At 30.8% G+C, this 18,518-nt stretch carries 21 protein-coding genes, 1 tRNA gene and 2 riboswitches; of the genes, 7 read left to right on the forward strand and 15 right to left on the reverse strand.

Annotated features, from left to right (window positions below; genetic code table 11):
* Positions 1–7: 7 nt before the first annotated feature.
* The 5 genes from ribE to HMPREF2578_RS01875 all read right to left on the reverse strand — a co-directional run bounded on the left by ribE (position 8) and on the right by HMPREF2578_RS01875 (position 5,200).
* On the reverse strand, positions 8–640 hold the full coding sequence (ribE, locus tag HMPREF2578_RS01855) for a riboflavin synthase (protein WP_017176359.1): 633 nt from the start codon (positions 638–640) through the stop codon (positions 8–10).
* Between the two features lie 6 nt (positions 641–646).
* Positions 647–1,690, reverse strand: coding sequence for a bifunctional diaminohydroxyphosphoribosylaminopyrimidine deaminase/5-amino-6-(5-phosphoribosylamino)uracil reductase RibD (gene ribD, locus HMPREF2578_RS01860; protein WP_017176360.1), 1,044 nt, complete (start codon positions 1,688–1,690; stop codon positions 647–649).
* Positions 1,691–1,811: 121 nt separating this feature from the next.
* A riboswitch (FMN riboswitch) is annotated at positions 1,812–1,947 on the reverse strand.
* A gap of 150 nt (positions 1,948–2,097) precedes the next feature.
* Positions 2,098–3,585, reverse strand: coding sequence for an FAD/NAD(P)-binding protein (locus HMPREF2578_RS01865; protein ID WP_017176361.1), 1,488 nt, complete (start codon positions 3,583–3,585; stop codon positions 2,098–2,100).
* Between the two features lie 295 nt (positions 3,586–3,880).
* Positions 3,881–4,729 carry a peptidoglycan release complex glucosaminidase SagB gene (locus tag HMPREF2578_RS01870; RefSeq protein ID WP_037541107.1) on the reverse strand — a complete coding sequence of 283 codons (849 nt, stop codon included), beginning with the start codon at positions 4,727–4,729 and terminating at the stop codon, positions 3,881–3,883.
* A gap of 246 nt (positions 4,730–4,975) precedes the next feature.
* A complete protein-coding gene (locus tag HMPREF2578_RS01875; protein WP_002449634.1) occupies positions 4,976–5,200 on the reverse strand; it encodes a hypothetical protein in 225 nt (74 codons plus the stop codon).
* Positions 5,201–5,447: 247 nt separating this feature from the next.
* On the opposite strand from HMPREF2578_RS01875, the gene HMPREF2578_RS01880 reads away from it, so the two are divergent.
* Together HMPREF2578_RS01880 and HMPREF2578_RS01885 are read left to right on the forward strand one after the other, a co-directional pair.
* Positions 5,448–5,894, forward strand: a complete 447-nt coding sequence (locus tag HMPREF2578_RS01880) for a sigma-70 RNA polymerase sigma factor region 4 domain-containing protein (protein ID WP_037541109.1) — start codon at positions 5,448–5,450, stop codon at positions 5,892–5,894.
* Positions 5,881–6,327 (forward strand): competence protein ComK, encoded by a 447-nt coding sequence (locus HMPREF2578_RS01885; RefSeq protein WP_017176364.1) that lies wholly within the window; start codon positions 5,881–5,883, stop codon positions 6,325–6,327. The genes HMPREF2578_RS01880 and HMPREF2578_RS01885 overlap by 14 nt, the downstream gene beginning before the upstream one ends.
* Here the strand turns inward: HMPREF2578_RS01885 and HMPREF2578_RS01890 are convergent.
* Together HMPREF2578_RS01890 and HMPREF2578_RS01895 are read right to left on the reverse strand one after the other, a co-directional pair.
* Positions 6,302–6,766 carry a membrane protein gene (locus HMPREF2578_RS01890; protein ID WP_017176365.1) on the reverse strand — a complete coding sequence of 155 codons (465 nt, stop codon included), beginning with the start codon at positions 6,764–6,766 and terminating at the stop codon, positions 6,302–6,304. The genes HMPREF2578_RS01885 and HMPREF2578_RS01890 overlap by 26 nt on opposite strands.
* A 185-nt stretch (positions 6,767–6,951) precedes the next feature.
* Positions 6,952–7,665, reverse strand: coding sequence for a transaldolase (locus HMPREF2578_RS01895; RefSeq protein ID WP_017176366.1), 714 nt, complete (start codon positions 7,663–7,665; stop codon positions 6,952–6,954).
* A 245-nt stretch (positions 7,666–7,910) separates the two neighbouring features.
* Here HMPREF2578_RS01895 and HMPREF2578_RS01900 point away from each other — a divergent pair, with 245 nt between their 5' ends.
* Genes HMPREF2578_RS01900 through HMPREF2578_RS01910 form a run of 3 tightly spaced genes read left to right on the forward strand, consistent with a single transcriptional unit; the run spans position 7,911 to position 8,974 of the window.
* Positions 7,911–8,219 carry a hypothetical protein gene (locus HMPREF2578_RS01900; protein WP_017176367.1) on the forward strand — a complete coding sequence of 103 codons (309 nt, stop codon included), beginning with the start codon at positions 7,911–7,913 and terminating at the stop codon, positions 8,217–8,219.
* Between the two features lie 39 nt (positions 8,220–8,258).
* Positions 8,259–8,624, forward strand: coding sequence for a fluoride efflux transporter CrcB (gene crcB, locus HMPREF2578_RS01905; RefSeq protein ID WP_017176368.1), 366 nt, complete (start codon positions 8,259–8,261; stop codon positions 8,622–8,624).
* Positions 8,621–8,974, forward strand: coding sequence for a fluoride efflux transporter FluC (locus tag HMPREF2578_RS01910; protein ID WP_017176369.1), 354 nt, complete (start codon positions 8,621–8,623; stop codon positions 8,972–8,974). The genes crcB and HMPREF2578_RS01910 overlap by 4 nt, the downstream gene beginning before the upstream one ends.
* A gap of 57 nt (positions 8,975–9,031) precedes the next feature.
* Here the strand turns inward: HMPREF2578_RS01910 and HMPREF2578_RS01915 are convergent, their stop codons facing one another.
* The 3 genes from HMPREF2578_RS01915 to metK all read right to left on the reverse strand — a co-directional run bounded on the left by HMPREF2578_RS01915 (position 9,032) and on the right by metK (position 12,189).
* Positions 9,032–9,868 carry an aldo/keto reductase gene (locus HMPREF2578_RS01915; protein WP_017176370.1) on the reverse strand — a complete coding sequence of 279 codons (837 nt, stop codon included), beginning with the start codon at positions 9,866–9,868 and terminating at the stop codon, positions 9,032–9,034.
* Positions 9,869–9,982: 114 nt separating this feature from the next.
* Complete coding sequence (locus HMPREF2578_RS01920) at positions 9,983–10,894, reverse strand: NERD domain-containing protein (RefSeq protein WP_017176371.1); 912 nt, start codon at positions 10,892–10,894, stop codon at positions 9,983–9,985.
* 98 nt (positions 10,895–10,992) lie between these two features.
* Positions 10,993–12,189, reverse strand: coding sequence for a methionine adenosyltransferase (gene metK, locus HMPREF2578_RS01925; protein WP_017176372.1), 1,197 nt, complete (start codon positions 12,187–12,189; stop codon positions 10,993–10,995).
* A 114-nt stretch (positions 12,190–12,303) separates the two neighbouring features.
* Positions 12,304–12,416, reverse strand: a riboswitch (SAM riboswitch).
* Between the two features lie 157 nt (positions 12,417–12,573).
* Here metK and pckA point away from each other — a divergent pair.
* Complete coding sequence (gene pckA / locus HMPREF2578_RS01930; protein ID WP_017176373.1) at positions 12,574–14,166, forward strand: phosphoenolpyruvate carboxykinase (ATP); 1,593 nt, start codon at positions 12,574–12,576, stop codon at positions 14,164–14,166.
* A gap of 41 nt (positions 14,167–14,207) precedes the next feature.
* Here the strand turns inward: pckA and HMPREF2578_RS01935 are convergent, their stop codons facing one another.
* On the reverse strand, positions 14,208–14,987 hold the full coding sequence (locus HMPREF2578_RS01935; RefSeq protein ID WP_017176374.1) for an alpha/beta hydrolase family protein: 780 nt from the start codon (positions 14,985–14,987) through the stop codon (positions 14,208–14,210).
* Entirely contained in the window at positions 14,968–15,441 is a 474-nt protein-coding gene (ytkD, locus tag HMPREF2578_RS01940; RefSeq protein ID WP_017176375.1) for an RNA deprotection pyrophosphohydrolase, read from the reverse strand. Before ytkD ends, HMPREF2578_RS01935 begins: the two co-directional genes overlap by 20 nt.
* Before the next feature lie 67 nt (positions 15,442–15,508).
* On the opposite strand from ytkD, the gene yidD reads away from it, so the two are divergent.
* Positions 15,509–15,754, forward strand: coding sequence for a membrane protein insertion efficiency factor YidD (gene yidD, locus HMPREF2578_RS01945; RefSeq protein ID WP_017176376.1), 246 nt, complete (start codon positions 15,509–15,511; stop codon positions 15,752–15,754).
* Here the strand turns inward: yidD and menC are convergent.
* The 3 genes from menC to HMPREF2578_RS01960 form a co-directional block, all read right to left on the reverse strand.
* Positions 15,745–16,752 (reverse strand): o-succinylbenzoate synthase, encoded by a 1,008-nt coding sequence (menC, locus tag HMPREF2578_RS01950; protein WP_017176377.1) that lies wholly within the window; start codon positions 16,750–16,752, stop codon positions 15,745–15,747. The genes yidD and menC overlap by 10 nt on opposite strands.
* The gene (gene menE, locus HMPREF2578_RS01955; protein ID WP_017176378.1) at positions 16,753–18,147 is read right to left on the reverse strand and encodes an o-succinylbenzoate--CoA ligase; all 1,395 of its coding nucleotides are present in this window, start codon (positions 18,145–18,147) and stop codon (positions 16,753–16,755) included. It lies immediately after the preceding gene.
* Between the two features lie 199 nt (positions 18,148–18,346).
* A tRNA-Ser gene (locus HMPREF2578_RS01960) sits at positions 18,347–18,437 on the reverse strand.
* Between the last annotated feature and the right edge of the window lie 81 nt (positions 18,438–18,518).

Here is an 18,518-nt window from a genome sequence, read left to right on the forward strand (position 1 = left end):
GCCCCTCCTAAAAACCATATGCTTTTAATTTATCAACTGATAAATCAGATTTATTTTTACCAACTATACTTTCAACATATTTAAATAATACATCTGTTTCAAGATGAACTTCATCGCCCATTTTTTTATTAGAAAGAATCGTTGAACGTCTTGTTTCAGGAATAAGATGGATATCAAAACTATGTTGATGCAAGTCAAAAATTGTTAAACTTACGCCATCAACAGTAATAGAACCTTGCTTAACCATTTGTTTGATGACCGAGTCCGATGCCTTAATAGATACAATGCGTGAATTAGGCGTTTCTCTGATATTTATAATTGTTCCTTTTGCATCTACATGACCTAATACAAAATGTCCTCCGAAACGTCCACTACCTGACATTGCACGTTCAAGATTGACTTCATCATTTTCTTTAATATTAGCTAAATAGGTTTTATTTTCAGTACCTTTAATCACTTGGACAGAAAATTGATTTTGTTTAAAATCAATGACTGTTAAACACGCACCATTTACGCTTATAGAATCACCAATATGCATATCTTCTATAATTTTTTGACATGAAATATCTAATGTCCTTACGGATTGTTGAGTGCGAATACGCTTTACAGTACCTATTTCTTCAACGATACCTGTAAACATTTATCTTCACTTCTTTCGCAATGTCATTTTAATATTTTGTTGAATAGACTCGGTAGAAATCACTTCAAATTGTGGCGCATTAGCTAAATCAATGACATTATCAGTTTGATAAAATTGATTTTTTCCAATACCGCCTATTATTTTCGGGGCATAATAAATAATAAGATGGTCTAAATAATTAGATTGGAGAAATTCTGAAGTTATATGAGGCCCAGCTTCTACTAATAATCTGCCAACACCTCTTTGATATATATCAGATAAAATAGATTTTAAATTACATGTTTCTAAATATATTATTTTTATATGATGACTTGGACTTTTTAGTTCATGATTTTCAGTATAAATCCAAATTTCACTTAATTGATCGTGAAATATCTGTTTTGAATAATCAATTTGACCTCGCTTAGATAGTATGATTCTTATTGGATGTTTACCATCTTGAATACGTGTTGTATATTGTGGATTATCCGCTTCAAGCGTTCCATTACCAGTTAATACGGCATCATGAGTATGTCTTAAACGATATACATCTTGTTTTACAGCTTTATTCGTAATCCATTGACTTTGTCCACTATCAGTCGCTTGTTTCCCATCTAACGAAGTCGAGACTTTTACTGTAATTTCAGGGATTTTATGTTGTTTTGCTTTGAAGAAATCTTCATACAAAGCAAAAGCTTCTTCTGAATATTGATATTCAACTTCAATACCTGCCTTTTCAAGAATGATATCTCCCTCAGAAGATAACGTCGTATCTTTTACAGCATAAATCACTTTACTAAGCCCATGTTCAATAATTTTATTCACACAAGGTGGTGTTGACCCATAATGTGTACAGGGTTCAAGAGAAATATAAATGGTGCCGCCTTTTGCTTTATCTTGTGCCATATCTAAAGCCTGAACTTCCGCATGTTTCTCTCCTTGCTTTAAATGTGCACCTAGTCCCACAATACGCCCATCCTTCACAACAACTGAGCCAACAGGAGGATTAACTCCAGTTTGTCCCTTCACCATTTGTGCTAATTGAATTGCATATTTCATAAATTCACTCAATTTATCACCTCTAAAAAAACCCCATACCTGTTTCACAGGCATAGGGCATGTATATACTTAAATAAGCGTACTACAATTTTTATATTGTGCATGCTTATACATCATTCAGTAATGATGTGATTGATTCTTTCTCCCATCCAGACTTTTACTGTCGGCTCTAGAGTCTCACTAGATCAGCCACTTAATAAATTAAGATTAAGTGGGTCGCAGGCTTAATTACTGCCGGTTGGGAATTACACCCTGCCCCGAAAGAATACGTATGAAATTGTGATTAAATTTGAGTCATCGTAGTTTAGTACTACATATATCATCTTACATTTATTTTTGGAAAATTACAAATAAAGAATTTCAATTTGATTTTTAAATTTAACTCTTAAAGAGATATTTATTCATTATTGTGTAAAGCATTATACTGTATAATCAAATTCTTTTCGAATTTCATATAAATAATCCACTGCACTTACCGCTTGATTAACAATCATTTTTACTCCATTCCGCAATTTATTTACTCCATTAGTGATTTGTCCAATAGCAATCATATTATTTAAAGTACCATATCTTGGACTAATCACCTGATTTGTTTCTGGGATAATTTGTATTCCACCCATAGGATGGGCTTGAACAATTTGTCGATTTTGAAGATTTAAGATAAATTGATCATCTTCATCTAAATCTTTTAAATGTGTTTTAGAACCTGTTGCATTAATAATAATATGATGTGGATACCATTGTTCATCATTTTTAAATTTTAAATTAAATAGTCCATTTTTATGTACCACATTTTCTAAATCCTTTCTAATCACTAATGAACCATCTTTTATTAATTGCTTGATGAGTTTTGCAGTTCTTGGAGGCATAGGGTTTGAGTTAAGTTGAATAATTTTAGTGAAACGTTTATCGAATTCAATTTGATCTTGACGACTAAAACTATTCCAAATCCAATTTAAATTTTCTTTGACATTCTCTATTAATGTTTGGAATATACCTATCTCATCTGGATGTTCTAAATCATAATTTAAATCTTTAATCGTATCTCCTGTTCGGCGGTGAACCAATTTCTGTAAATCAATACCATTTAAATCACACTCTTCTTTAAATAAATCGAATGCTTTCTCTAATGGCACATTTCCAAAGTACTTATCTTTAATATCATTAAATTTAGATTTTGTTAAACATTGAAACTCAATTTTTTTCATGTTTCCTCTTACGCTAGGCAATTGAGCAGAACGACTCGTCATTGTGATAGGTAGTTTAGGATGATGAAACGCTACATAACGCACTACATCTAAACTAGCTAATCCTGTTCCAATAATAGCAATATCATCAGATTCTTGTACATCATCTAAAGTATTATATGTAGGGTAAGGAGTTTGAATATAACCTTTTATACCTTTTAAATGATAAGGATCGTGATATGATAAAGTACCTATAGTTAAAAATATGTAATCATATACTTGACAATGCTTCATATCTTTAGACGTACAGACATAATATTTCAATGTGGTTTCATCTATATTTGAATTAATGAAGACTTCTTGTACTGGTTGTTTAATGACTGTAAGGTTATCATATAATGTCTCATAATTTGATAAGTATGATTTCATATAATGGCCAAAAACAAATCTTGGTAAATACTTTGGATTTTTAAACGTAAAATCAGATTGTGTTTGATACCATTTCCAAAACTCTTCATCATCATCTAAATTTAAACTCATCTTTTTAGTGGGTAAGTTAATTAATAATTGACTACTATCATTTTGAAAAGGAACACCCTGTCCCATATTAAATTCATTATCGTAGACATCGACTTTTAATTGCTTAAAGTCTTTATGTTTAACGAGTTGTCTAAGTACACTTACACCTGCTGTACCCATGCCTATAATTGCTACTCGCATATTTAACATCATCCTTTTATATATTTGTATTATGTTGAATATTATCATATTATACCAATACGATTCTCGACTTCAAAATGTTTCACTATTAACACGATGATCCATTTCAAAACATAAATAATCATGTGTAACTATGTTAAAATTTAGATATTGAGGTGACTAAACAATGAAATTTTTATTAAAAACATTAATTGTTTTTATCATTGGATTTACTTGGGCTTCAAGAAAAAACAAAGCTGAATAAATAAAAAAACCAACATCATCTAATTAAAGATAATGTTGGTTTTTATTTTGATTATTGATGTTTTTGATCATCTTTATAAACATATAGCTTGAAGTATTTACCTTCTGTTTTCATTTCTTTATAGAAATCAGCAATAATTTCCGCATTACTTTCAGCCCATTTAATATCAGTCGCATATTGATGTTCACCAGGATTCATAGGATTCCATCTCATGCTATATAATGTATTTTGATCATCGTGAGATAGGAAGTGTTTATGAATAAAGTCTGCGCCACCTTTAATTGCTTTCTCTGGTGTATCCCAACCATGTTTTTTCGCATATTCAGCACCTGTTTTGATTGGATCTTCATCTAAAGCTCCAACGCCATAAAAATTATAATATTTTTTACCATCAATATTTACACCATTCGCAAGTTCACTTTTTACTGAACCTGTTTCTAATAATGCATGAGAAATTAAATAGACTTCATTAACATGTTTTTCTTTTGCAGCATTTACAAAAGCATCAGTATGTTTCAATAATGTAGGTCGATCGAACAACATACGTTTGATACGATTTTTATCAATCCCTTGATATTTAGATAAATCTAAAAATTGATATTTTTGTTTATCATCATCGATAAATTTACTACTATCCATTGCACCTTTAATTTCACTTGCTGATGCATCTCTCCATGCATTATTGTTTTTATTCGATACTTGTTGACTTGTATAGTTATCTATTTGTTTTGCAGCAGCTTTATCAAGCGTGACGTTCACATGTTGAACTTTCTCTACTTCATTTACTTTTTTGAAAAATATCTGATCAGAAATCATTGAGAAAAAAATGAAGCCAGCTGCTACTAAAATAATAAGTAACCCTATTAGGCCTATAATAGAACCTTTTCTGTGCTTTGTCATATTCACACCTCTTAGGTTAATGTTGTAATTTCATTTATAGAAAAGTCATCTATGATAATAAATTCTAACATTTTTAATTCTCATAAACAATTTTATAATTATAATGTTACATATTCATAAAATAAAAGTAACAAAATTGAAATTTAATAAAAAATAAAAAGTAATGAAATACTCAACATTTCATTACTCAATGATTTTTATCTATTAAATAAATATAGTTATTTGTAGTAAGGTTAACATATTTAATTATTCGTTATTTCTTTTATAATCCATCATAATAAAACTGACAGCTTGCGATCTATTCTTATAATAATATTGATTTAAATCAATTGTCCCTTCAATATCACCATCACGATACATCATTTCATTTGTAAAATTATTTATCATTACAAATTCAGAACGATCTCTAATGACGTCTAAATCATCATGTCTTGCAAAAAAGTGCTCAAGATTTAAATGTGCGTAATCCAACTTCATACCTCCTATATTTTATTGTACAAATGTCGAATATTAATCTTACAAACTTGTTAAAGCCATATATTATCCAATCCAACGATTCTATGTTTACTATTTAACACCTATTTATTAAATTAAGCAAATGAAAATTCACGATACCTCATGTAGAATTTATACATCCGGAAATATTGTTTATGTACATAACTAAGGAGAAAGAATAACTATTTTAGATTTTAGTTCATTACACATAAAATATCATAAAATGATTCATCATTTGTTAAGACAATACCGTATCACTTATAATTATGATGAATTTTATCAATTATTATTAATAAAATTGTGGGAAATCTCCAAAATTTATAACCCATCTTCCTCTGTATCTTTATCCTCTTTTATTTATCAGCGATTAAAGTTTTATCTTATTGATCTTTTTAGAAAGGAGCAATTGAAGATTGACTGCTTAGATATTGCAGCGTTAAATCATTCTTTAACTTATACATTGAAAGATGAATCTTTTTTTAATGATTTCAAATATATTTTAAATTCAAATGAATATCAATGGCTGATATATTATCTTCGTGGATACAAACAATATGAAATCGCTAAAAAGATGAATGTCTCAGACACTACAATTAAAAAATATAAATCTTCTGCCCGTATCAAACTTCAGCAATATTATTTAGAAGGTGATTGGCATGTTACCTCATAATACTTTCGATTTGTTATACATTCAAACTTTAGAAGGTTCCACAATTCAGACTAAATGTTGTTTTAAAACATATGATATGATTCTACCCTTTCATATTAAAAAGATTGTCATATACTATCTAGAACAATTTAATAAATCATATACACAACAACTTAAATTAGCTAAACGCTTATTATCTATCAATAAACTAGTTCCTATTTATATTTCTAAAGACGTCATTTTATTTCCAATCAAACATCAACGTGCACCCATACAAATATATTTTAATGCGCAACGTATTATTGGATTAACGTCTTCTCAAAATAAAACCATTATTACCTTTGATAATTCAGCTCAATGCGTAGTGGATGAGCCTTACATTTTAGTTTATAAAAAATGGCAAGAAAGTATTCTATTAGCCTATTTAATTAATAAGACGACTTCTTTTCATTAAACTTATATTCAAGTAATCTTTTAGTAAACAAAGCAGTCACAAATCTTATGAGATACAAACTGACAACCAAACTAATAATGGCAAAAACTAAGATTAATACAAGATAGATTAGACTTAATTCTGCTTTAGGATTTATAAACTGATTGACTACTGCTAAACTTGCGATAAATCCAGCTAAAAACCATCCTAGTAATAGGATGTAGGTGAGAACAAATAATATAATTAATAAGAAAAAATATCCATTTGAAAAATGTTTATTTCGAAAAATATGAACCTGTAAAAATTGATTAGCAAAACGAGTAGGTTTCATAAATTTCTGTTCTGCATTATTAAATGAAGCATTATTTTGTTCAAAAGTATGTTCTAATAATTGCTTTTCTTTTTTATTTAAAAACCACAATTGTTTTCTTACTTTTTCTCTAAAAGCAGTTTCTTCCATAACTTAATTCCTTTCTATTTAATTATATTCATAAATTTTAACTGAACACCGATTTTAAAACAAACTCAATAAAAAAGAAAGATACTTTATTACTCCCTCTCTTTGATATTCATATAACACTAAAACCGAGTCTAAGACATATTTGTAGTCTTAGACTCGGTTGGTCATAATTAGATATAGTGATTTTATAATATTGATAATCCAGAACTTTTAATATCTTTTGCAAATCCTTGAACTGTATCCACTGGCAATTCATTAATATCGCGTCCAAGATTATTGTTAACTTTCTTAACAACATCTGCTGGACAAGTGATAATATCGGCGCCAATTTCATTAGCTTGGATAACATTGAACACTTCACGGCAACTTGCCCATAATAATTTAACACCATTTTTACTATGTGCGACTTTTACAGATTCTTTCATTAAAGGAAGTGGATCTACACCCGTATCAGCAATACGTCCCGCAAAGACAGAGATATATGTAGGTACACCTTCAGTCACTGCTTCTGTAATAGCTTTAACTTGTTCAATTGTATAAACAGCAGTTACATTTAAACGAACATGATCAGCTGATAACTTTTTAATTAATTCAATTGTAGACTCACCTTTTGAGTTCACAATTGGAATTTTAACAAACACATTGTCTCCATATTGCTTTAAAATTTCTGCTTCTTTCTCCATTGTATCTAAATCATCTGAGAATACTTCAAATGATATAGAAGCATCAGGAATTTCACGTACTGCTTCTTCTGCAAAAGCTTTATAATCTGTTACACCTGCTTTTGCCATTAAGCTAGGATTTGTTGTAAAACCATCTACTTCTTTATTTTTGTATGCAGCTTTCATTTGTTCGATATCTGCACCATCGGCAAATACGTCTACATTTAATTGAGTCATAAAATCTTCCCTTCTCACTTATATTACGAATATAGCTTGCTTTACGAAAAGACACCATACGTATGATTATTTTTTTATGTACAGGATGTTTTACTATTTCGTTAAGTTATTTATATCATGCTTTTTTTGTGTATGCGAATGTTTTGCTTTGAATTTTCTGAAAATTAAAACCTTATGATATAGGTACTATTAAAATGAAATTAAATGTGGTAATATTATTTAATGGTATAAATCGGAGGTATATTATGTCTAAATCAAAAAAATATTTTTATATATCAGTTATTCTTTTAATTATTAGCTTTTATTTTAATACATTTAATCCTTTATTAAGCATTCAATTTAAATCAATAAAAAATTTATTAATTGCATGTAGTATTGTAAATGTTGTCATCCTTATGGCTTCAATTATATTTTCTGATAAAGCAATTAAACATTTAAATTATAAAAATAAAGATTGGATTAAGACCGCTTCTAACATATTACCTTATCTCATATTGGTAGTAATTTTGTTCCATATTTTTGCTTCTATTACAACGTTTGGCATTTTTTCATAATCAAATACGCATAAAATGATATATAAAGGTGAGTATGTTATGCAATATATAACCGTGTTTATAGGTGGTATGTTGGGCGCTTTATTAAGATTTTTGTTTTCCTTTATGAATCAAAGTAACACCTTTCCAATTGGCACATTGATAGCTAACCTGTCAGGTGCTTTTCTTATGGGTTATCTATCTGTAGTAATGATTAAGTTATTTAAAGATCACCCTAAAATTAAAAAAGGTATTACAACTGGTTTTTTAGGCGCTTTAACAACATTTTCAACATTTCAATTTGAGTTAGTCACATTACTTTACAGCCATCATATTATCTTAGCTTTGGTTTATGCATTTATAAGTTATTGCTTTGGTGTTATCTTGTGCTGGATAGGTATGACATTAGGAGGTCTTACATCTTGATACAAGCTCTTTTAATTATGATTGGCGGTGGTTTAGGCGCTGTCGTTAGAGCATGGCTAACTGATGTCACTAAATCCAAATGGTCTACTTCAATACCTATTGCTACTTTAATCGTCAACTGGATTGGAAGTTTTCTCATTGGTTTAACAACTGGCCTCTCTATTCACTTAAACTGGATACATATGTTTTTTATTACTGGATTTTTAGGAGGTTTAACGACATTTTCAACCATGTCTTATGAGCTTGCGCAATGTCTAACACCGTCTTTTAAACTTTTTAAATTTATGATGTATTCTCTATTGCAATTTGTTATAGGATTTATTGCTTGTTGGATTGGTTTTATAATATAACAAAAGAGTGAACTGTGTAGTCAATTAACCTACAAGTTCACTCTTTTTTAATTAAATTTATTGACCTTCAAATGTATCTGGATCAGGTCCTATACGTTGATCTTTATTTAAATCATCAATTCGTTTCATTTGCTCTGCTGATAATTCAAAATCAAATACATCTATATTTTCTTCAATTCTGCTTGATGTAACTGATTTGGGAATAACGACGACGTTATGTTGCATATTCCATTTAATAATAACTTGTGCTGCTGATTTATTAACTTCTTTACCAATTTCATTTAACGTTTCATCGTTTAAAATTTGAGCATTCATAAATGGTGACCAAGATTCCATATAAATATTTTGAGCTTCTAAATATTTTCTAAGTTTTTCTTGAGTAAAGTATGGATGAAATTCTACTTGGTTAATGACTGGTTTAATTGACACTTGTGCTAATAATGCTTCAAAATGATCTGGATTAAAATTACTAACTCCAATGTTTTTAACTTTATTATCTTTATATAAATCTTCCATACCTTTCCATGTATCAATCATTATGGCTTCATTTGTCCCTGGCCAATGTACTAAGTATAAATCTAAATAATCTAACCCAAGTTTTTGGATACTAGTTTCGTAGGCTTGAGCCACATTTTTACGTCCGAAATCTTCGAAAAATAATTTTGATGTTACGAAAATATCTTCTCTATTTAAACCTGTTGATTCTAATCCTTCTTTGATACCTTGGCCTACTTGTTCTTCATTTCCATATACTTTAGCAGTATCTATGCTACGATACCCAGATTCAATAGCATGTTTAACTGCTTCTTTACAAGTATCGTCATTTTCTACTCGAAATGTTCCAAGTCCTAACATTGGCATTTGATTTCCATTATAGAATTCAATATAGTCCATCTTACTTCCTCCTTTAAAAATAACTATTCTGTATATACCCTAAAAGTATATTTATGAACATCGCTTATAATAAAAAAGTACCATCAAAATTTAAAATTTTGATGGTAGCCTCTCTTAGTTAAATGATTCAATTTTATCCATAATATTTTGTAATTCATCGACATTATATTGAATACGTCCATGGAATACAAATTTGTTAAAGAATTCGTCAAGTTGTTCAGGACCAACTAAAACCTTAACACTTGAACTTTGTGCATAGTTTGAAATCGTTACGTCTTTATCATGTTTAGGATTAAAATATAAAATTGATGTTGGCGTATATTTAAGTCCTAATTCTGTTTGTAAATCTGTAGCCAACTTCTCAATTGCAGAAAGTTGATCAGAATAATTAATAAATGATAGTTTCGAATGATTATCTTCATGTTGATCAAGAACTAACGTTTGAGGCGCTTGTGTATTTAAATCAAGTGTATCAAATACTTGCTTCAGCATTGGTAATTCTTGAAATTGTGCGCCACTAATTCCATTATAAACATGACCTTTTAATAATTGTGAATCAATGATATATAAACCAGTTCTAGTAAGCACAAGATGGCTAATACGTTGAATATTATTAAACTCATTACTTGGTAAAAAAATATTAGCCATTATATGCATATCTTCACGTCTAATACGTTTTTCTTTAACTAAACGGTCTCTAATACCAATGAGTCTCATATCAGTCACGTATTCACTTTTATTTTTAGAAAATAATTTCAAAGCATCAATTTCACGTTCTTTTCCATTAACTGTAACTTCAAATTCTTCTTTTTGTTTCGTTACTTGTTTTTTATTTTCAATACGTTCTTTTTCAAGTGCTTCCTCATGTGAAGATTTGAGTTGTTGCTCCTTGAGATTGTACTCTTCATTCGCTTTGTGTTTCATATTATTTTTACTTTTCAAAGCAACTAAAAATAGAATAAAACATATAATCGCTATGATTATCGCTGCAATTAAACCAATCTCAACCGGTCCAAATGAATTCATTAGATAACGCTCCTTTTAAACTGTCAATATCTATCTATTATAATAGAAATAGACGATAATTTCGAGGTTTAACCTAATTAACTGCTATATATCCTATGTTATTTTTGAACGGCATCTTTTAGGACATTCACTTTATCTAATTTTTCCCATGGTAACAATACATCAGTACGACCAAAATGTCCGTATGCAGCTGTTTGTTTGTAAATAGGATGTTTTAAGTCAAGCATTTTAATGATACCTGCTGGTCTTAAATCAAAATGTTTTCTTACCGCTTCAACTAATTGTCCTTCAGAAACTTTACCTGTTTTAAATGTATCAATAGCAATAGATACAGGTTCTGCTACACCAATTGCATAAGCTAATTGCACTTCACATTGCTCAGCTAATCCAGCTGCTACAATATTTTTTGCAACATATCTCGCTGCATATGCCGCAGAGCGATCTACTTTTGTAGGATCTTTACCACTGAAACAGCCACCTCCATGACGAGCATAACCACCATATGTATCTACAATAATTTTTCTTCCAGTTAAACCAGCATCTCCTTGAGGACCCCCAATAACAAATCGACCAGTTGGATTAATAAAGAATTTAGTTTCATCATCAATTAAACCTTCAGGCACAGTCGGATAAATGACATGCTCTTTAATATCTTTTTGGATTTGTTCTAATTCAATGTCTTCAGCATGTTGAGAAGATACCACAATCGTGTCAATACGTTTAGGTTTATCATTTTCATCGTATTCTACTGTTACTTGAACTTTACCATCTGGACGTAAATAACCTAAGGTACCGTCTTTACGCACATCTGATAAGCGTTTCGCTAGTTGATGTGATAAAAAGATTGGAAGCGGCATATATGTTTCGGTTTCATTTGTTGCATAACCAAACATTAATCCTTGGTCTCCGGCACCTGTTGCTTCAATTTCTTCTTCAGATATATCATTGCGATACTCAAGTGCTTTATCTACACCTTGGGCAATATCAGGTGATTGTTCATCAATAGCTGTTAAAACAGCCATTGTTTGATAATCGTAACCATATTTAGCTCTTGTATAACCAATATTTTTGATTGTTTCTCGTACTACTTTAGGAATATCTACATATGTAGACGTTGAAATTTCACCAGAAATTAAAGCCATACCTGTTGTTACTGTTGTTTCACAAGCGACACGTGCATTAGGATCATCTTTTAAAATTTCATCTAAAATCGCATCAGATACTTGATCGGCGATTTTATCTGGATGCCCTTCTGTCACTGACTCTGATGTAAATAAACGTTTATTATAAGTCATGATTTGCTCCTTTTTTTAACTATATTTACGAAAATTCTCTTTTGACAATGAGCTTAAAATAAAAGAGCCTTCTCAACTATCTAGATAGAGAGAAGGCTCTTAAACGTCCATTCGCTCTTATCGTTCAGACAAATATTGCGTCTGCAAACGGTTTGGCACCTTTCTTTTAAAAAAAGAGGTTGCTGGGTTTCATTGGGTCCATGTCCCTCCACCACTCAGGATAAGAGAATCCGTTAAGACCTATACTACATAAATACTTTAAAATTGTCAATTTTGATTTTTAAATGTTCTTTTATTTACAATGGAATAATTAAATTATTATGTTATACTTTTTAATGTAAGGGCTTACACATATAAATGAATAGATATTTGGAGGGATGTTGTATGTCAATAGATACATACAGTGAAACACCTAAAATCAAACACTTATTAGAGAAGGAAACGACTTTATTTCAACTTTCTACTACTCAGCTTTATTACAAGATTTTAAATAATAATGAAGGTGAACTTACTGAACTTGGCGCAATTAATATGAGTACAGGTAAATATACTGGTCGTTCACCAAAAGATAAATTTATCGTTAACGAACCTTCATATCGAGACAATATTGATTGGGGAGACATTAATCAACCTATAGATGAAGACGTGTTTTTAAAATTATACAACAAAGTATTAGATTATTTAGATCAAAAAGATGAATTATACGTTTTTAACGGTTATGCCGGAAGTGATAAAGACTCACAATTAAAATTAAAAATTATCAATGAGCTTGCATGGCATAATTTATTTGCACAAAACATGTTTATCCGACCTGAATCTATTGAGGAAGCAAGTCATATTAAGCCAAATTTCACTATCGTTTCTGCCCCTCATTTTAAAGCCAATCCAGATGTTGACGGTACTCATTCTGAAACATTTATTATTGTTTCATTTAAACATAAAGTGATTTTAATTGGTGGTACTGAATACGCTGGAGAAATGAAAAAAGGTATCTTTTCAGTGATGAACTACTTATTACCTATGCAAGATATTATGAGTATGCATTGTTCTGCCAATGTTGGAGAAAAAGGTGATGTTGCTCTATTCTTTGGATTATCTGGTACAGGAAAAACAACATTATCAGCGACGCCAACTCGCAAATTAATTGGCGATGATGAACATGGCTGGAATAAAAATGGTATTTTTAACATTGAAGGTGGTTGCTATGCAAAAGCTATCCACTTATCTAAAGAAAAAGAACCTCAAATTTATAATGCCATTCAATATGGTACTATTCTTGAAAATACAATTGTTAATGAACGTGGCCATGTTGATTTTGATGATAATACGAACACAGAAAACACACGTGCTGCTTATCCAATTCATCATATCGATAATATCGTATTACCTTCTAAAGCTGCACACCCTAATACAATTATCTTCTTAACTGCAGATGCATTTGGTGTACTTCCACCTATTTCTAAATTATCTAAATCTCAGGCAATGTATCATTTCTTAAGTGGTTTTACGTCAAAATTAGCTGGCACAGAACGTGGCGTGACAGAACCTGAACCATCATTTTCAACATGCTTTGGCGCTCCATTTTTACCTTTGCATCCTACTAAATATGCGAATTTACTTGGTAAGTTAATTGATGACCATGATGTTGATGTATATCTAGTAAATACAGGATGGACTGGTGGAAAATATGGTGTTGGACGTCGTATCAGCTTACATTATACACGTTATATGGTAGATCAAGCTATTTCTGGCAAGCTAAAACAAGCTACATTTACTAAAGATGAAATATTTGGTTTAAGTATACCAACTGAAATGGAAGATGTGCCTAAGACTATTTTAAATCCAATCCATGCTTGGAATGATCCTGAGGCTTATCGTCATCAAGCTAATGACTTAAAACAACGTTTTGAAGAAAACTTCAAAACATTTGGAGATGAAGTAAAAGATATTGCTAAAGATGGTGGATTTAGTCATTAATAATATATCTAAACAAAAGACTTACATGATAACTGTTATAGTCATCTTTGTAAGTCTTGTTCTATATTATTCATCCATTGATGTATATAATCTAAAACTTCTTTCAATGCTTTCGGTCTTGGGACATGGCCTTCGTCAAGTTGATAAAATGTATCATGTTTGACCCCTTTACGTTCTAGTTGTTCTTGAAGAAAATACGCTTGATGTATACCCACTTGCCAATCTTTACCACCATGTACAATTAAAATAGGTGGACTGTTTTGATTCAACGTACGTATCGCATTTCTTTGTTCATATGCCTTTTTATCTTTTTTCGGATGACCTACCATACGTCTTAGCATTCCCCTTAAATCCACACGTTCTTCATACATTAAATGAACATCTGAAACGCCACCCCAAATAATATAACTATCAACTGGATCATCCTGAAATGATAATAAACCTTGAATTCCACCTCTTGAAAATCCAATCATATGGACGAAAGCTTGGGGATACTTATTTTTTAATAATCGAATAAGTACTGTTACATCATGTAAATCAGCATTACAAAATTCATCTTTTCCTTCACTACCATTACTTCCTCTATAATAGGGACCTATAACTAATGTATACGGATCAGAAAATTGCATGAGTCTTGAAGCTCTTACTCTACCAACTTGCCCTTTTCCACCACGTAAATACACTACAATTCGTTTAACATTATGATACGCTGGGATCATCTGTAACGCTTTTACATTTAATTCGTCTACTGTATAAGTTATTTCCTCAAATCGATGAGTGTTGGATTCAACAGGCATTGTTCTAATATTTGTAATACCCAAGATCTTTCACCCTTTCTAAACATTTTAAAATTGCTTCATCTTTAATTAAATAACTTTTTTGGTGCTCAGGAATCTCATTAACTAGATGAAATAATATAGGACCCTCTGTTTCCAAATAATCATGTTTATGTTCAATTGATTTCACTTTAATCACGTACACATCTTTTTTAAAAAGTGACTTATCAAAGGTATGAACTTGATATTGCGCGATATAATATAAGGCTTCTACCTTTCCACCTGTTTCTTCATAAAGTTCTCTAGCAATCGCTTGTTGACTAGTTTCATTAATTTCAACTTTACCTCCAGGGAACTCGATACCTCTTTTAGAGTGTTTAGTGAATAATAATTGATTTTGAAATATCGGAATAGCTAAAACGTGGTTTCCATTCGGTATATCGTTATCAGTTTTATATTGCATCGTGACTCGTCTATCATCTTGATCGATAAACTCCATATCACTCATCCCCCTCTTAAATATGGTAGAATTATTTAATAATCAAATGTCTATAGGAGGTTTATTTATGCTTAAAAAATTATTTCTAAGCATCATTCGTATTTATCAGCATTTCATCTCCCCTATGACACCACCAACATGTCGATTCTATCCTACTTGTTCTGAATATACTAAAGAAGCTATAGAAGTATATGGAGCATTTAAAGGTGGCTATATGGGAGTAAAACGTATTTTAAAATGCCATCCATTTCATGAAGGTGGATTTGATCCCGTACCTTTAAAAAAAGACAAACATACACATCATCATTCATAAACAGATAATGCATTTATATTAACTTTAGGGGGATTGAAATATATCAATCCTTCTTTTAATTTGCCTATGCCTTGTGTAAAGTCTGTTTCAAAATAATATCCATCTGGAGTAATATCTCCTGGATAAGACCCTTCTTTTGCTAATAAAGCAGTAAAATATCGACTAAGTCCATATTCATACATCCCACCAACGATCACTTTAATATCTTTCTCTTTTAATAAGTGAATGAGTTCTAGCGCTCTATCTATTCCTCCCAGTCTAAATGGTTTAACCACAACCGCAGTTATAGGATATTGATGAATAATTTTCAAAATTGATTGTACGTCCGTTGCTTTTTCATCAATAGCAATAGCAGGATAATGCGTAACATCTATATAGCTTAAATCATTTAAATCTTTAAATGGTTCTTCAACGTATAGAAGATTGTGTTGATCAATCTCTTTTAATAATTGAAATTGTGACATATCCAGTGATTCATTTGCATCGAGTGCAAGACTAAATTCAAATGGAAGTTCATTGCGTAGCTTTTTTATATCGTTAATGAGATGAGAACTCCATTTTAATTTAATACGTGCTGGCTTTGTGTCTTTAAGTGTTTGTAATTGTGAAGAAGATAAACCACTTACTGTTGCCCCATATTCAACGTTAAAGCACGGTTGTGAATAAAACATCTGATAAACCGCCATCACAACAGTACATCTAGTAGCTGGATAACTATCTAATACATCAAGATAAGGTAACCAGTCACTAAATGTATTGAATGATTGATTTAAAATCTTTTTTGACCATTGTTGTATTCGTATTTTTACTGTCTCAATTGTTTCAGTATCATACCAATCCGTTTCAAATGCATTACATTCACCAAAATAATTTTTCCCTTCATCAGAAATAAATCGTACTATGAGTGCTTTACGATGTGTCATTTCGACTTTAGGCGTCGTAATCGGAGAATGAAACGGCGCGGTATAGTAATAAAATTGTATATCAATGATTTTCATTTAATGATCCTCAGTTCCAACTTTATTACGTTGTAATTTTCCAGTAGAAGTATAAGGTAATGCATTGACGTGTTGATATATCTTAGGAACTTTATATTTTGCTAAATGTTCTTGTAAAAAATTTATAAGATCATTAACCTCAATTGTTTCACTTGCGACATAGTAAAGCGCTGGAATCTGACCCCAAGTCTCATCTTCTTTAGGTACACATACTGCATCTATAATTCCATTGAATGTTTTAGCTACTGTTTCAATTTCATAAGGATAGATATTTTCTCCACCACTAATAATAAGGTCTTTACGTCGATCATAAACCATTACAAAACCATCACTGTCTATTTCTGCAATATCTCCTGTTTTAAAGAAACCATCTTCAAATGTGTTATCCAAATCTTTAGGATACAAATATCCGTTCATTACACTGTCGCCTTTGATAAGTAATTCACCATGTCCCTCTTCATTAGGTTGTTTAATACATACTTCAACATTATCACTTGGTTTACCTACTGTATCATATCGTTTAGCTAACATATCTGGCGAAGCGGTTAGGAACTGCGAACATGTTTCTGTCATTCCAAAAGAATTATAAATAGGTAATTGATAACTCAATGCCTGTTGTATGAGCGTGGATGATAATTTAGCACCCCCAAGTAATATTTTTTCAATTGAGTATGGTTTATTTAAACCAGCATCCATTAGCCACTTTAACGTTTGTGGCACAAGTGACACATGTGTAGGATATTCGTTTTTAATAATAGTCAACATATCTTCAGTATTATATTTATTTAATAAACGTACAGTAAATCCTTCAATCACAGCACGTAAAATCACGCTAAGTCCTGAAATATGATAAATTGGAAGAACCGATAACCATGTCGTTTGTTGATCAAATCCTAGACTTTCTTTACAACCTAATGCACTTGCATAGTGATTTTTAAATGTTTGAGGTACTGCTTTTTGGGGTCCTGTCGTCCCTGATGTAAACATAATAGATGCAATACGATGAATATCAAATTGTTTATGATTAGGCGTATCAGGATAATCATTGAGTTGATTAAATGAGAGAACTTGATGTGAAGATAAATCGAACTCTTTTGTAGTTAAAATAAGTTGAACATTCACTGAGTTCATTTGATTAGTCATTTCAGTTGTTGTTAATCGTGTATTGATCATTGCAATTTCAATTTGCGCTAACCAACATGCGTGCACTAAAATAACAGAATCAATGTCGTTTCCAATATATAGTCCTACCCTACTTTCATTTAAAGATAATAATTTTTTTGAAAGCTGATACGCTGTAGAATATAATTGATTATATGTTAATGTATACTGACCATCTATAACCGCGATTTTGTTTTTGTTTTTTATACTTTGCTCTTTTAACCAAAATTCCAAAATTCATTCCTCCAATAGTTATACACTCTATATTATAACGATTTTTAAATGACTTAACAGGACTCATGTTTGAATTTATTTTGTGATTGTTTTATTTTTAAAAAGATATTATCCATTTTAAGATAAATATAGTTGAATACTTGATATATCATATCTATAAAAAACTCAGAATGGAAAATAACCATTCTGAGCTACTGTACGGAGAGTAAGGGATTCGAACCCTTGAGACGCGATAAAGCGCCTACACACTTTCCAGGCGTGCTCCTTCAGCCAGACTCGGACAACTCTCCTCTATTCAATTAAATAAAAAAACAGAAGCGATGTTTCACTTCTGTTTATATGACTCCTACGGGACTCGAACCCGTGTTACC

It is taken from the genome of Staphylococcus sp. HMSC072H03 (assembly GCF_001809305.1).
Classification (GTDB): domain Bacteria; phylum Bacillota; class Bacilli; order Staphylococcales; family Staphylococcaceae; genus Staphylococcus; species Staphylococcus hominis.